General features: G+C 50.7%; 19 protein-coding genes. 4 read left to right on the top strand and 15 right to left on the bottom strand.

Annotation, left to right across the window (positions count from 1 at the left end; genetic code table 11):
* Positions 1 to 151 precede the first annotated feature (151 nt).
* The 3 genes from FOE74_RS21760 (at position 152) to FOE74_RS17540 (ending at position 2,003) form a co-directional block, all read left to right on the top strand.
* Positions 152 to 508, top strand: a complete 357-nt coding sequence (locus FOE74_RS21760) for a helix-turn-helix domain-containing protein (RefSeq protein WP_149099933.1) — start codon at positions 152 to 154, stop codon at positions 506 to 508.
* 68 nt (positions 509 to 576) lie between these two features.
* A complete protein-coding gene (locus FOE74_RS17545) occupies positions 577 to 903 on the top strand; it encodes a hypothetical protein (RefSeq protein WP_149099932.1) in 327 nt (108 codons plus the stop codon).
* Positions 900 to 2,003: a tyrosine-type recombinase/integrase gene (locus tag FOE74_RS17540; RefSeq protein ID WP_149099931.1), complete on the top strand. Its 1,104-nt coding sequence runs from the start codon at positions 900 to 902 to the stop codon at positions 2,001 to 2,003. Before FOE74_RS17545 ends, FOE74_RS17540 begins: the two co-directional genes overlap by 4 nt.
* Before the next feature lie 80 nt (positions 2,004 to 2,083).
* Here FOE74_RS17540 and FOE74_RS17535 read toward each other — a convergent pair whose 3' ends face one another.
* The 14 genes from FOE74_RS17535 to FOE74_RS17470 form a co-directional block, all read right to left on the bottom strand.
* Positions 2,084 to 2,692, bottom strand: a complete 609-nt coding sequence (locus tag FOE74_RS17535; RefSeq protein ID WP_149099930.1) for a hypothetical protein — start codon at positions 2,690 to 2,692, stop codon at positions 2,084 to 2,086.
* Positions 2,693 to 2,782: 90 nt separating this feature from the next.
* On the bottom strand, positions 2,783 to 3,133 hold the full coding sequence (locus tag FOE74_RS17530) for a 2-dehydro-3-deoxyphosphooctonate aldolase (RefSeq protein ID WP_149099929.1): 351 nt from the start codon (positions 3,131 to 3,133) through the stop codon (positions 2,783 to 2,785).
* A 317-nt stretch (positions 3,134 to 3,450) separates the two neighbouring features.
* On the bottom strand, positions 3,451 to 3,993 hold the full coding sequence (locus FOE74_RS17525; protein ID WP_149099928.1) for a hypothetical protein: 543 nt from the start codon (positions 3,991 to 3,993) through the stop codon (positions 3,451 to 3,453).
* Positions 3,994 to 4,014: 21 nt separating this feature from the next.
* The gene (locus FOE74_RS17520) at positions 4,015 to 4,536 is read right to left on the bottom strand and encodes a hypothetical protein (protein WP_149099927.1); all 522 of its coding nucleotides are present in this window, start codon (positions 4,534 to 4,536) and stop codon (positions 4,015 to 4,017) included.
* A 41-nt stretch (positions 4,537 to 4,577) separates the two neighbouring features.
* Complete coding sequence (locus FOE74_RS17515; RefSeq protein ID WP_149099926.1) at positions 4,578 to 5,606, bottom strand: hypothetical protein; 1,029 nt, start codon at positions 5,604 to 5,606, stop codon at positions 4,578 to 4,580.
* Entirely contained in the window at positions 5,603 to 5,788 is a 186-nt protein-coding gene (locus FOE74_RS17510) for a hypothetical protein (RefSeq protein WP_149099925.1), read from the bottom strand. Before FOE74_RS17510 ends, FOE74_RS17515 begins: the two co-directional genes overlap by 4 nt.
* Positions 5,789 to 5,943: 155 nt before the next feature.
* Positions 5,944 to 6,375, bottom strand: a complete 432-nt coding sequence (locus FOE74_RS17505) for a hypothetical protein (protein WP_149099924.1) — start codon at positions 6,373 to 6,375, stop codon at positions 5,944 to 5,946.
* 118 nt (positions 6,376 to 6,493) lie between these two features.
* Positions 6,494 to 7,117: a hypothetical protein gene (locus tag FOE74_RS17500; protein ID WP_149099923.1), complete on the bottom strand. Its 624-nt coding sequence runs from the start codon at positions 7,115 to 7,117 to the stop codon at positions 6,494 to 6,496.
* A gap of 280 nt (positions 7,118 to 7,397) precedes the next feature.
* Entirely contained in the window at positions 7,398 to 7,979 is a 582-nt protein-coding gene (locus FOE74_RS17495; RefSeq protein ID WP_149099922.1) for a hypothetical protein, read from the bottom strand.
* Positions 7,980 to 8,536: 557 nt separating this feature from the next.
* Positions 8,537 to 9,556: a tetratricopeptide repeat protein gene (locus FOE74_RS17490; protein ID WP_149099921.1), complete on the bottom strand. Its 1,020-nt coding sequence runs from the start codon at positions 9,554 to 9,556 to the stop codon at positions 8,537 to 8,539.
* A 25-nt stretch (positions 9,557 to 9,581) separates the two neighbouring features.
* Positions 9,582 to 10,007 (bottom strand): hypothetical protein, encoded by a 426-nt coding sequence (locus tag FOE74_RS17485; protein ID WP_149099920.1) that lies wholly within the window; start codon positions 10,005 to 10,007, stop codon positions 9,582 to 9,584.
* 129 nt (positions 10,008 to 10,136) lie between these two features.
* Positions 10,137 to 10,682 (bottom strand): hypothetical protein, encoded by a 546-nt coding sequence (locus FOE74_RS17480; protein ID WP_149099919.1) that lies wholly within the window; start codon positions 10,680 to 10,682, stop codon positions 10,137 to 10,139.
* 217 nt (positions 10,683 to 10,899) lie between these two features.
* Positions 10,900 to 11,490 (bottom strand): hypothetical protein, encoded by a 591-nt coding sequence (locus FOE74_RS17475; RefSeq protein ID WP_149099918.1) that lies wholly within the window; start codon positions 11,488 to 11,490, stop codon positions 10,900 to 10,902.
* Between the two features lie 60 nt (positions 11,491 to 11,550).
* Positions 11,551 to 12,318, bottom strand: a complete 768-nt coding sequence (locus tag FOE74_RS17470; protein WP_149099917.1) for a hypothetical protein — start codon at positions 12,316 to 12,318, stop codon at positions 11,551 to 11,553.
* 257 nt (positions 12,319 to 12,575) lie between these two features.
* Here FOE74_RS17470 and FOE74_RS17465 point away from each other — a divergent pair, with 257 nt between their 5' ends.
* The gene (locus FOE74_RS17465) at positions 12,576 to 12,800 is read left to right on the top strand and encodes a hypothetical protein (RefSeq protein WP_188686877.1); all 225 of its coding nucleotides are present in this window, start codon (positions 12,576 to 12,578) and stop codon (positions 12,798 to 12,800) included.
* Between the two features lie 481 nt (positions 12,801 to 13,281).
* On the opposite strand, the gene FOE74_RS17460 is transcribed toward FOE74_RS17465, so the two are convergent.
* Positions 13,282 to 13,890, bottom strand: a complete 609-nt coding sequence (locus tag FOE74_RS17460) for a hypothetical protein (RefSeq protein WP_149099915.1) — start codon at positions 13,888 to 13,890, stop codon at positions 13,282 to 13,284.
* Positions 13,891 to 13,951 lie beyond the last annotated feature (61 nt).

Here is a 13,951-nt window from a genome sequence, read left to right as displayed (position 1 = left end):
GGTTAAATACCCAGTTCAAAGGGGGAGTTTGTTACATTTTTGTTACGAATTCCCCCTTTTTGCGTCCATGTCCAAAAAGTGGCGAAATTATGTCACTTCCTGTCCCTTTAAGTCACCTCCTGTCCCCTCAGGACACATATAGACATGCGAGATGAGCAGCAATATTCGAGTTACTCGCAGGTGCCAATTCTGCGGCAAATCTTTCATCGCCAAAACCACCGTCACAAAGAATTGCTCGGACTATTGCGCCAAGCGGACCTATAAGCTCAAGCTAAAGGAAAAAAAGGTCCAATCCTCAGAACTAGATAGTGCATCTGTATTTAAGGTCGCTAAAGGGAATCTCTCTGAGAAACCATACTTATCCATAGATGAGGCTGCAACATTATTTGGTGTTTCCTCGCGTACGCTCAAGCGGATGGTGGCTAATAAAAAGCTGCCAGTACTAAGATTCTTCCGAAGGATCATACTTGTTAAGGAGGAAGTAGAAACTATTTTGAAAAATAGATGAGACTCTTATCAAACTTTCAATAGGTGAAAATCTATAATGATCGATTTTGATTTTCAACTTAACCGATCATGTGTTCCAAAAACGAGTTTAACTTATTACAGATCGCCTTGTTGCAGGCGCAGATTATGGAGGCAAGAAGCGCCAGCAGAAAGAACCTTTGGGAGCGAGAGTACATCACGCAGGAGGAGGCAGCCTTCCTTTTAGATATCACCAAGGAGAACCTACTTGACAAGAGCATGTACTACAAGCCCATAAAAAAAGGCAAAAAGCTCTACTATAGTACGGAGCAATTAAAGAGATCTTTCGCTGAAGCAACGATTATGCCTGCTTCTGCTCACAGTGACTTAGAGGTGCAAATGAAATTCCAACAGCTTACTAGAGGAAAAACAGCATGAGAGTATCATTTTACACAAGGAAGAACAAGAAGTTTGACTCCATTTACGCAGATATCTACTATGGAAATGGGAAAAGGAAGCAGGTGAAAATTGGTAAGATCTACCCAGATGAGACAAATCCCGAAGTGAAGAAAAACAATATGCTGGTGATGCAGAAAGTGGTGGAGTTTGAGCAAATCATTAAGAGCACCAACAATCCCTATTCATTTGCCTCAGCTACCTACTATGACCTTAACTCAGACTTCTTACAGTACTTTCAAATATTGGCCGAGAAGGCAACGGAGAGCAATCAACAGTATATTTCTTCTATCGGTCACTTCAAGAAGTTTTTGGAGAGTAGATCTGGGAAACTGAAACCTTTACCTTTTAAAGATATGAGCGCCGCTCTTGCAAAAGATTACCATGACTATTTGTTCGAGAATGCTATTTCAAGGAACAATAAGAAACTGGCAAATAACACTGCCCTCGCCTACTTTGAAAAGTTCTCTTCTGTCCTGAACCATGCAGTGGAAGAGAACATAATCATGAAGAATCCAGTGCTTAAAATGAAAGATCGACGTAAATATCGGCAGACCCAGCGAAGCTACCTGAGTGTAGCGGAAATTGATCTGGTGGAACGAACTCCTTGCCCTCACAACATATTACGGCGTGCATTCCTATTCGGCTGCCACACGGGACTACGATTTGGGGACATCAAAAATTTAAGGGTGAAGGATGTTTACTCCGTTGGCCTTGGAGAGTTTGAATGCTCCATAAGGATGCAGAAAACAGATGATCCTATTGCTATCCCCCTCAATAACAAAGCTTTTGCCCTAATTAAAGATGAACTGGGAAGGGATCCTGAAGAAAGGGTTTTCCATGGACTTTCCTATAATCAGTCCAATATCATCATCCAGCAATGGATAACGGATGCTGGAATTTATAAGAAGATCACTTTCCATAATTCAAGGCATTCTTTTGCTAGCAATTTGATAAATAGAAACGTGAGCATGGCACATGTTAAACACCTATTAGGTCACAAGAGCATAAGTACCACCGAAATTTATGCCAAGTCTTCTGCTGGTGTTCTGAGGGAAGCAGTTCAAAAACTAACCACATGATTCTATATTTGTGTTCATCAGTTACACATTTTCCAAGTATTGAAATGTGCAACTGATGAATACCTACATATCAATCAAGCCTATGGTTTCCTTCTCCTCCACTGAATCAGCATAATCAAAACAAATCCACCCACCAAGGTGGCCAATATGATCCTCCCCCAGCGCAGCTCTTCCTCCAGCCTCCCGTTGGATGCCCTCAGTAGGCTCAACTCATACTCCGCAGCACCACCCAAGGAGACATACTCCGTACCCTTCGCCTCCTGCATGAGCTTCCTGAGTTGCTCCAGCTCTGACACTTCGGTATGCCCCAGCAGGCCTGTCCTGTCGCAGAGGGAAGATCTGAGCATACCCCACTGGGAGTCGGCGTAAGCGTAGATCAAGTATTTCTCCCCCACGCGGAAATAGCTATCGCATGCGGCTCCCCCATTACTTACGAATGACCTCAATGGGTAGCCTTCATAAACCTCCTGTTTGAAGGATTCCAGTACCCTGACGGTGAACAGTGTCACTCGCCCCCCACTTGAGGAATAGAAGTGACTTGAGGTGTCAACTCTTTCTACCTGACCTATGAAGACTTGGCCCGCCGCCCGCCAGTTCTCCTCGACGGAAGGGGGATTCATGCAGGAGCAGGCCACCGCCACGTGGGCAGTAAGCAGGAATAAGGAGAGCACAGTGAAGGTCAGTTTCATAGTCGAGGCATAAAGGTTTATAGCCGTAAGTCGTTTCCGCCAGCCACCACGTGGTCACCCAAAGTTGGATCGCCGAGCCAGCGGGCACCTTTATTTCTTGGCTGTAAACCCCACAGGCACCTTCAGGTCGCCTTTGTCATACATGTTGACGTAAATATCCAAGGTGTCCTTCCCACCTTCCCAGTACATCCTGTACTTGTCGAGCATGCCCTCGCCCATAAACCCGTTCGGGGTCTTGAAGCCGCAGCAGCTCCCCGCCCGATGGTAGCCGACCCGCTCCCCGTTGGGGCCGAGCAGTGCGTTGAGGAACCTCCGCTCGTTTAGGGGGCCGCTGTTTTCCCCGCTACCGCCGACATTAACTGGGTTTGCCCTATTGTACCCGTAGGTCTTGTCGCTGCTTGTCTCGGTCAATCTGTAGGTGTCCTCGTCAAGGAAACTCACTTCCGTAGTCCGCGTGTGCCCCGTGCACTCTTGGGTTGCGGCTGGAACCTTCTGAGTCGCGCAGCCAGCAAAACTATCATGCCAATGGCTAGTAGAGTTTTTCTCATATTGTGTGATGTGTATTAAATTTGGTTAAGCCTACTGGCTGGAGCAATTCAGGGGTTGTTTTATCCTATGATGCAGAGCCGAGGTTATTTCCATAAACCATGCGTCAGTGATACCCTGCTTGCTCTGGGGAAGGCTTCAGTGTTACTGTGGCTTCAATGCCGCTTAATGTAGAAGACCCAGTCGCTGGCACATATCAAGACTGCGTTAAGTCATTTCCACTGCCGCCTTATACCCTTGCCCCTAAGATGCTCGCGGATGGATTGCCCGTCCCTTAGGAAAAGGGTTAGGTCGGCTATTGTCTCAGAGACACCGATCAGGAACTCGTTTCCGTCCTTCTGGGTAAAAAGGAAAGCGGAGTCGTACCTGACTGAAGCCAGCTCCGACTCGGGATCGGCGTATTCAAACTCGTCGCTGTCCTCGAACAACTCGATTTTCCTGATGGCACTCGCGGGCGTGATGCTTATCCAAGAGGTGGCCATCAACAGGCCTTCTTGGTTTCTGGTGATGCCGAAAGGGTCGTCTGTTCGGCTCAGGGTCATCTCATAGTAATCGAACTCGTCCGAATCTATCCATGAGGTGTAGAAATTGAAGAAGCCCATCTTCGATGACAATGAAAGGGAATTGGCCTCGATCATGTTGAGGTTGGCGTCCACGTGCAGCCCTGGGCTGTAGATCATATATACCTGCTCCCCCAGAAGGCTGGGGATAAGCTCAAGTTCCTCATCAGTCAGGTATTTCTCTATGGTCTTCATCTGTCTTACTGAGATCACAATCTATTTAACGGTTACTTTCAGGGGTATGCGCTCGGCCTTTTCCCTGAAGCCCAATAACTGGCCACGCAGGATGAACATCAGGGTGGAATCCGCCTCCAATATGAGCGTATCTCCTTTTTTCTCCCACGTGCCATCAAGGAAATACGTTGAGGAGCCTGCGCTCTCAATGTAGCCCATCGAGAACTCCCTAACCTCCTCCCATTTGGTCAAGTGGAACACCGTATCCTGTCTGGTGAACTCCCATGCGTCGAGCCGCCGCTCCTGATGCACCTCGATCCCCGCGTGGAAAAGATGGGACATCAGCAGGGAGGAGACCAAGGCGTTGGCGAAGAAGACCATGCTGTCCCTTTTCCGAAAGAAGGCCAGCACCCCGCCGATGGCGGCGTTAATACCGAACACCAGCGGCACCAGCAATGTGACTGCGATCGAAATGCTTGGGTCTGGGTCAAGTTCCCTCACCCACGCCCATATCAGGGCGTAATCTATGAGGGCGAGGCCCATTATCTTCCCGAGTCTATCCAAATTTAAATAGCTTTTGCAGTGACATGGCAGAAAAATCGATGTCAGTTAGTTGTAATGAATATCAAGAGCTTCCCTTTTTCAAAATGAGTGACGGTCATGGTGTAGTGGGGTGTGATGAGCGCGGCGTTTTTAGTAGAAGAGTTGAACCCATCCAATTCACTTAGAACCAATGATGGTGATTTTATCCCATTCTTTTCTTCTCCATCAAAAGTGATAGAGTAACCTTCAGCACGGATGCCTTCTTCAACATACCTGTGAAGATCCGCCTCGAACTGCTTCTTGTCTTGAAGATAGTTCAAGGTCATTTCGCTGCGAATGGGGTTGTCCGAGTTATCATCAAGCTCCACCAAGATCAACTTCATGTCTTCCTCGCCATACTTGGTTTGGAATGAATGACTGTCGGTGAATGACTGGTGGTGCTTTTGTGCGACACGGGAATACTCTTCTAATAACCTGTTCATCTCAGCGATGACCTTCGTGCCGTTATCCTTATCACCGAAAATAGGGTAGAACTGACCGAGATCAAATTCATAATCCATCACCCCAATCCTTGCTGACATCCACTTCGGAGTCGGTGGGTCTTTCAATTCTAAATCAATCTTGAATTTACCGTCACCTAAGCCTTTAGAAGTTATGGTAAAGCATGGTGTAGTAATGATCGTGTAATTAGTGAAGTCGAGGTATAAATTAGATACAGTTGGGCCAAGAAATGACTCTCCGTCGCAGATGATACTATATCCCATTTCGTTTAACCAACGTTCTACCTGATACTGACGCTCAAATTGATAATTAGATAGAAGTGCGGAGTATGTTTTCTTTTCTTCGCTCTCAAAATCAAAGGCTATTCCAAACGAAAGGTAAGGAGGTAAATCGCCGTCCTGTTTACGGTATCCACAAGCCTTCTCGAAATTGCGTCGATGAAATGTATCATAGTGATGTGTGAATTCCCAATTCAGCCATGATATCTCTTTTTCTATCTTTTTGATCAGCTCAACGGTTGATGGGTCAATACCACTGAAGTAGCTTACCTCGCTTCCAAATATTTCGTCTGACCACATGTCTAATGTCATAGGTTTATTACTTGATTAAAGTCTCTCTCCTTGATGGTTACCCTGTGCCTGTACATGCCCAGCATGCCGCCCATTGCTTTCAGTAAAGCCCAGATGACTTCCTTATGGAGGGGTATAGCTGTCTTGTTGCGTGACTCCTCTGGGCTGAAGTAGATCTCTGTGTACGGGTTGACGAAATTCATACAGGGTTTGTGTGGATTCAGGTACTGGTTAGGCCATAAACAGGGTTAAAGGTCTTGCTGGAGGCAGTATTGGTGGATCATCCGCAACTGGGCATAGCTTTCAACCCTTATACCCAGCCGCTCCGCGGCACGGAGGCTATGGCAAGCCTCTTTTTCTAACTCGCTATCATGCTGGACAATGGATAGGTTTGCGTGGTAATCCCATCGGAGGCCAAATCATAGGAGATGGACAGGTGGTGGAGGTAACCCCTTTCAAGCTCCGTGAACTGTGGCTCGTCCGCGAGGCCGTACATCATCCTTGAGACTAGGTCAAAGCCGTTACCTTCCCGAAGACGCCTGTAGAGAAGCCCCAGCAGTGCCTTGCCGTTCACGGGCTGTTCCGAGCGCAGGTGCCCCAACAGAAGAGAAATAGCCTCGTTGGCCGTTCCCGCCAGCGATAGCTCGATGAAGAAGATGTCTGGCTCCGCCTCACGCAGGATGATGTCGTCCGCCCACACGGTGACCTCCTCTTTGCTAATGAGTCCGCCCGCCAGTCCTGTCCTGAACAAGGCCAGTAGCTCCCTGTACTCTTTGGGATCCGCCCCCATAAGTTCAATAAAATAGTTTAAACAGTTATTGAATTAGAAAACAGTTGGACTTCCGCCAGTAGCAACCTTACTGCAAACACCATAAGCTATGCCTGACCTTATTCAACCCTGCATTGACTTAAAACCAGTTGTCAGGGGCAGTGCCTGTCCCCTCAGCCATTCTGTTGATTTTAGGCTGCAAGCTCCATATCCCGATCGGGAAAAACCAAAACTGGAAGAATTCCCCAGAGAAATCCCAAAAACCCACCTCCCTCTGAAGCTCCACCGTCTTGTATGTCTTTGCCACGAAATAGAGGCAATAGAAAATGCAGAACATGGAGAATAGGTGCAGCGGCACAATGATCCCGATGAAGCCGCCGATAAGCCCCTCGCTTGGGCCTGTGCCCCCTCCCACCATTCCATCCACTGCTCCCCCCATGGTTATAGAGATGAGCAGGATATATGCCAACGGCATGAAGAAGAACACCTTGAACTTCCTGACCTTCATCTTCACATTCTTGGGAACCCCGCCCTGTAGTCCGATCGCAACTGACCAAAACCATCCAAAGAAAATTGCCGCGAACAAAACCACCACCACCAGAGAGAGCTTCAGGTAGGTGAACACGGCCGAGGGGTCAGAATCACCCCCGCTGCCGATTTTTGAAAGGATTACCTCCATTATCCCTAACTGGAAAACCACAGGTATTCCGCAGGTCAGGATGAATAATTGCCAGTGTTTGGCCTTTAGGAATTTCTCTTTCATGTTCTTCTCAAGGTATTCGTTTTATTAAGGATAACTGCAAACGGTTAAGCCACTGCGCGTTTGCACTATAGCTGGTTTTGTGCGGGTGCGGTTTTATTTATTGCAGCCCCACTGCGGTAGTGGTGCAAGATAGAAATCGCAAGCCTATCAACCTCAGGCAAGGTCAACTTTCCTTCGTCCGCCTTCAACTGGTTACAGTTCCCAATCTGCTGCAAACTACTCTCAAAATCCATTTTGGAGGAATTTTGAGAGTAGTTTGGATGTCAAATTTTGCCTTGGCTCAGAAATCGATCTGGAAATAATAGTAACTACTGTCATAGATGCCATCCACCTTCTTACTGAAGTAGATCCTTTTCTCCTTTTTGTCGACCAACAGCTCCCGAGGGATGAAATCCGAACCCGCGATCGGGTACTCGCCAAAGATTACCCTGTCACCCTCCATCGTGTAGGTGCCAGAGAACCTCTCCTCCCCGAACATCCAACCCGAGAGCAGCAGGTATTTCCCGTTTTTATACAGCTCCAGATCCATCCTGCTCCTGTCGTCGATGAAGGCGGCATCAAGGACGGGCGTGCCCCAAAGCAGACCATTCCTGTAGGCGAAGGTAAGCGCGAAGGAGGCGGCCAATGCGGCTGAGGCCGCCAAAGCCTTTCCGCCAGACTTTATGCCAACGAGGCCTGACTCCGAGGCGATCGTCAGGAAGAGGGCGACACTGGCCATCAAGGCGAGCAGCATCGCCAGCCCCACGAAAATCTCATAGGTCATGAACAGGTCAAGGGCTACGATGAGGTACAGCGCGTACGAGACCGCCAGCAGGATCAGGAGCAGGCGGGCGTTGGCCTTGGCTTTTTCAAACTTATCCATTTATGATTTTGGTTACTATCGGGTAAATCAACCCTCTGCGGTCACAATTGAGCAGAGGGAATGCCTCTTCTTCCTGCCGAGAGGAATCGGTGGGCTGTGCCAGCTAGATATAGGCCAAACAATTTACTATTTTCTTCCTGAACAGCATGTGGTTGCTCTTCTTACCATAGTGTCGCCGTCTGCTTGGAATTAAGCCAAGTAATGTCCCACAAGGGCGCAAACAGAGGAAATGCCAAGCATGGCCGTTAACCTTTGGCGGAGGCCGCTCTGCTGCGCCCTCGGGTCTTGCCCAAGGTTAGCCCCCATCCGCAAGGCGATCGACCAGCCGACCGTGGCATCGTAGACTCCTACCGCGCAGGCACTCAGGATCGCCCAGGGGAGCGCACTTTCTTTCGAGACCCAGTACCCGATGAAGGCGTAAGTGATAAGGGATAGCGGCGTTAGTAGGGCGTAGTTAAAACCCAGCCGCCTTGAGGCGAGGGATCCGAAGAAATCGATGGCGGTCACGGCTAGCAGACCAAGCAAGGTGGGGAGCAAAATGGGCATAAGCGTTTGGATTAGTTCGTGCAGCTTTGGCTGATCAGCGCATCGGCCGTCTGTTTCCCCAGGGCCTTGATCTGGTGGAGGTCTTCGCAGGCAGCGGCCCTGTTGCCCAGCCGCAGCCTCACCACCGCGCGCTGGTAGAGCAGGTCGGCGTCCGTGGGCACCTTCTTCAGACCCATGTCCAGGTAATAGAGGGCCTTGAGGTATTCCTTGGCCTGTATCGCCGACCTAGCCTTGCTGGAGTAGTCATAGAGGGGAAGGAAGTTGCGGGAGGAGACGAACCTGAACCGCTCCAGCATGCGCACGTCCACGTTCCTCCCCCCGAGTGTGGCGGGGATCCACTTGCCTTTCGCCTTGTGGAACGCCTTGGTGAACTGCGCGTCGAACACGGGGTTGAGGCTCTCCAGAATCTGGAGGCTGTCCACCTCCCCCGTCTTCCTGACGATGAAGCTGGCCAGAAAGGTGTTGTCGGAGGACTGCACGGTATTGTAGGAGGGGATGTTGGCCGTCAGGAAATCATGGAAGGAGACTGGGCCGCTGTATTTGGCGTACACCTTCGGGCTGGCGGCGAAGAGCGTGTCACCAGCAGTAACGGCAAGCACGTCCTCCGCTCTGAGCGGGATACCTGCCTGGTAGCTCGGCTCCGCGGTGAAATAGTAGCGCACGCACCCGTCATCGCTGAACCCGCCGTTCGCCGCTTGGAGCAGCACCATCTCCCCCTCGGTTTGCCGCTCGACGAGGAAGCGGTTCATGGTGAACCCCTGGGGGCTTTTGACCTCCAAGATACCTTTCCCCATGCTATAGGCCATGGCCATGCCCTTGTCCTCGTAGGCAAGGGCGACAAAGAGCCTGCTGGTCTTCTCGAAGGAATAGCGCAGGTAGCTGTGCTTCACGCCGTCCTCATCGGGAAGGGCGGTACCGTCCCTGTACTCTACCTTGGCCTTCACCCAGCTTCCGAGGAGTGCCTTCGGTCCATCCTGCGCGAAAACGCACCCGCAGCACAGCCACAGGGCGATTGTGATTAGTTGTCTCATATGGCCTATATAATTTGTCTGGCGCCTAAAACAGCCCCTTGAAAATAGTCACGATCCCTGTGACCAAAGCCACCAGTAAAAACAGCAATGTGAGCAGGCAGCCTACTTTTAGGGCCTGTTCCTTCACCGTCTCGGGCCTTTCGTCCTCCCCCTGACCTGCCAGCGTCGTATCAGCCAGCTCTATGTGGCTGATGACCGTTTCGCTGCCCTCTCCCCATGCCTCTTCATCGAGGACGGCAGTCGTTTCCCTTTGCTCCTCAAACCGCCGTAGGGCCTCCAGCAGTTGGGCGGAGAAAAGCCTCAAACCAGCGGGGTTGGCTTCAATGTGGCTACTCTCTGTATTATCCCCATTCCCGAATATACCGAAACGGGCCTTCGTCCCGAGCGCATCGGCGTTCAGCCGATCCGCAAAGTCGCTCAGCTCTTCAGGCTTCAATTTTCCGTCTTGCATCCTGATAGGTTCTGAAAAGGGCATTGTCTATTGACCATAATTTAATGTGCGCATGAGACCGCCAGCGGAATTAGATGGCCAGAAGCCTTTCTTGAATCAACCTAGCTGGTGGTTCGGGTGTGGGGGCCATCAATCTTTAGTGATCTCGATCGAGCGCAGGAATCGCTCCTCCACGGCACGGGAGGAATCAGTGGCCTGTACCAGCGGGGTATAGGCCAAGGAATACACCATGTTCTTTCTGAACAGCACGCGGTTGCGCCGCCTTCCCACCGTGCCGTTGGCCTGCTGGGCGGTGTAGCTGAAATCAAGGCCCTTAACCCCTCCCACGGAGAAAGAGGCTGAGTCCGTCAGGGTACCATTCACGTTGCGCACCATGGAGTTCATCATCCCCAAATAGAACTGGTACGAACGGGCCTCCGTGACGGTCTGCTGCCCAGCCTCGGACTTGTGATTGAGGTACATGGCCATGTATACCGCCTCTGGCCTTGCCACCTTATAGATTTGTATTCCGTTCATTTCCTGCTGGGTGGGTTTCTCTGGGAAACTGACGGATACGGCAGGGGTCAGCCTCACCTTTACCCATTCAGTAATGTTTGGCCTGAAGGAAAGGAGCGGCAAAAGGCAACTGGCAGCTACCAGCAGTATCAATAATTTTACGGATAATTTTGATGACATAAAGCGGGTTTTACTAGTAGAAGCTGGTCTACTGGAACAGGGGATTAAATGGCTCATAAATCTAGTGTATTGCCCTGTAATTACCACAAACTTTGGGGAAGGTCAGGCTTTAGGAGTGGGGTAACGACTATTGTGAAAATGGCCTAGGTAAACAGTTGGAATGGTGAAAGTGCGGCAGATCCTACCAAAGTCTGCGCCTCCCCGCTTTCTTCCCCGATTATCCCTGCGTTGGATCGCCGTTGCCCGTTGCTCTGGCGGCAACGGCTCGGTATTCCCTCTCCAACTCCTTCAGTGCCTGGTCGGCCTTCTTTCCCAGCGTCTCCCAAAGCCCGTGGTTTTGCCAAGTGAAATCACTATAGACCGAGAGGAATTCCTCCATGTCCTGCCTCACCTTCGGGATGGTGCCCCAAATCTTCTCAGATGCAAGGTCATAGCCATCATTCAACTGGTAGATGTAGCCCCGTTCCAGCTCGGTAAACTCGGCCACATCCATCACACCGTACATGGTTCTAACAATGACGCCGAGGTCTTCCCCTTCCATGAGGCTCCTGTGGAGAAGCCCCAGCAGCACCATGCCGTTCACTGGCGCTTCCGAGCGCAGGCACTCCCCCAGCAAGGTCACCGCCTCATCCGTTGTCTTGGCAAGGGACAGCTCTATGAAGAGGATGTCAGGCTCAGGCTCGCGCAGGATGATGCCGTCCGCCCACGCGGTGGCTTCCTCCCTTTTGATCAGGCCGCTCGCCAGCCCCACCTTGAACAAGGCCAGAAGCTCCCTGCCTTCCCTCGGATCCTCCATATTCCTAATCATTAACCCTATTTTTAATCATTAAACTTTTTTTATTCTGGTTGCTCTACTAAGAAGTTGCATTCAGGGCGTTTTCCCTTTTAGTTTTCCAATCACCGCCTTCTCAAAATCCCTGATACCTTTTGCTTCGTCTTCGTCTCCCTCTGGACAGGAATGGGAAATGCTCTCCAGCGTCAGGAGCGTCTTCCCGTCGGGAAGCTCGTCCACCCTTACCGCGGCATCGATTCTATCGAAGCACAGGTCGCTGGGTATTTTGAGGTAAACCATCTCGGGAATATCCCCCATCATTCGAACACCGTCCCCCCCGTGGAGGGAGTCCAACAGGTTCAGCCTCTGCCCAAGAGTGGCCTTCTCCATGTCCAGCACATATACCTTGTTCACCTCTACGCTGGAAACCCTACTGGTGGCCATGAAGGCGAAGGCGGACAAGGCCAGCGGGAACAGGGGGTTTACCCTTATCCCGCTGGCCTTGAGCGGCTGCTTGCTGTAGAGGAAGGCGGCTGGCAGCACGGCCAACGCCATCAGGTCGGAGAAGTCCACCACCCTCCCGATCTGGAGAGGCACATGGCTATTCCACAGGTCGATGAAAGGCTGGCTGTGCGGGGATTTCCACCAGATGAACACAAGCCCAGTCAAAAGCACAGCCTGGAGCCTGTATTTAGGGAACAAGGCGCACCAGAACAGGGGGAAGACGAAAAGGCCAGCGAAATCGGAGAGCTTGCCCGTGAGCCAGTTGCCGTAAAGGCCCTTCAGCACGAGGTCGTTCAGCAGCAGTGCTGCCAGCCCCAGCAGGAAATACATAGATGATAAGATACCGAGTTCATTTCTCATGTGTTAGAAGAAAACAAGATTTGGTACATGGTTTTGGCTATGCTGCGGCCCCACGTGGCACGAAGTCTCCGCAACCTACTGACAAGCACATTATACCATTAATCTGTTTTACCCAAATTGGTAACCCTAATCGTCCAGATGGCGCGAGAAAATTTACCAGGCAGAAGCAATTTGGTAGTTAGGGCGGCAGTGTGGGTGATGCACCTGTTAGATCTTTGCCCGAGGGTCTACGTAACGGGATTACGATGGAGGAACCAATGAAGGACCAGATAGAGGTTTTGCTCTCAAGGTACAGGCACGAGGTGCACCTGTACGAGACGCTGATAAGGACAAAGCTTGACGCGCTCAACAGCGAAGCTCTGTTCGTGAACCCCAACGCCAGCCAGGGAGACATCCTTGAGTTCCTGGAGTGCAAGGTTAAGATTCACCTCCTATACACGGTGATCCGCGACCTAGAGACAACCCTCGGCCACCACACCTAGAATGAAATCAGAGGCCAAGTATCAGGCACCATATTAGTCAGTAGAGCCATGATTGCGTCTCATTGAAACCCAACCATTTGCGAGCCTGGCAGATCCCATAGATTCAAGAGGCCAGAGAGGGCGCTAGGGTATACATAAATATTGCTAATGGCCAAGGATGTTTGTATTACCCAAAGAAACCAAGTGAATATAAATTTGTGCATGTTGGATCGATATGCCATCGTGTGTCCTCTTACAAGTAGTGCACACCGATTAAAATTTAACAGGAGTCTTAAATTAAGCTTTTCTGATCATGGAATTCTATGTGACGTTCCAGGTATTTAAGCCAGCCAAGTATTGCTGAGGCCTTTGTATATGTCGGATAGTCGATTCTAACACTACTTACCCCTTTGAGAACGGGTCGGGACAATTTGATTTTGAACGTTGTCCCAAGTGGATGTTGGCTGTCAATACTCCTGCTCCTCACCCTACCAAACAATTACTAAAGCTTCCCATTCCTCCACTGGATAAGCAGAAGCAAAATGAATCCAGCCGCCATGGTGGCCAACGCGGCCTTGGCCAAGCCTAGTCTTTCCTCCAGTTTCTCGTTGGAGGCCCTCAGCAGGTTCAGCTCAAACTCCTCAGCGCTGACAAAGGAGACATATTTCGCACCTTTCGCTTCCTGCCAGAGCTTCCTTACCAACTCAAGCTCCCCCTCCTCGATATGCTCCAGCAGCCCTGTCCTATCGCAGAGGGAAGACTTGAGCATGCCCCTGGGGGAATCACCGTATGCGTAGATCAGGTATTTCTCCCCTACGCGGAAATAGCTATCGCACGCGCCTTCCCCTGAGCTTACGAATGTCCTCAAGGGGTAGCCCTCGTGCACCTCCCGCTTGAAGGACTCCAGCACCCTGACGGTGAACAGCGTTACACTACCCCCGCCTGAGGAATAGAAACCTCCTGAGGTGTCCACCCTTTCCACCTGGCCAATGAAGACTTGGCTCGCCGCCCGCCAGTTATCCTTCACTGTGGGGGCCTTCAGGCAGGAGCAGGCTAACGCCGTTTGGGCCGTGAGCAGGAGGAAGGCGAGAATGAATTCGGCAAGTCTCATTTATGGGGATAGGAAAGGTAAATAGCTTTAAGGAATCCCTGCCAGCGGATCAGGTGGTCTC

The organism is Rufibacter glacialis (assembly GCF_008271745.1).
Taxonomy (GTDB): Bacteria; Bacteroidota; Bacteroidia; order Cytophagales; family Hymenobacteraceae; genus Nibribacter; species Nibribacter glacialis.
The sequence above is the reverse complement of the archived record's forward strand: the minus strand, read 5'-3'. Positions and strand labels throughout refer to the sequence as shown.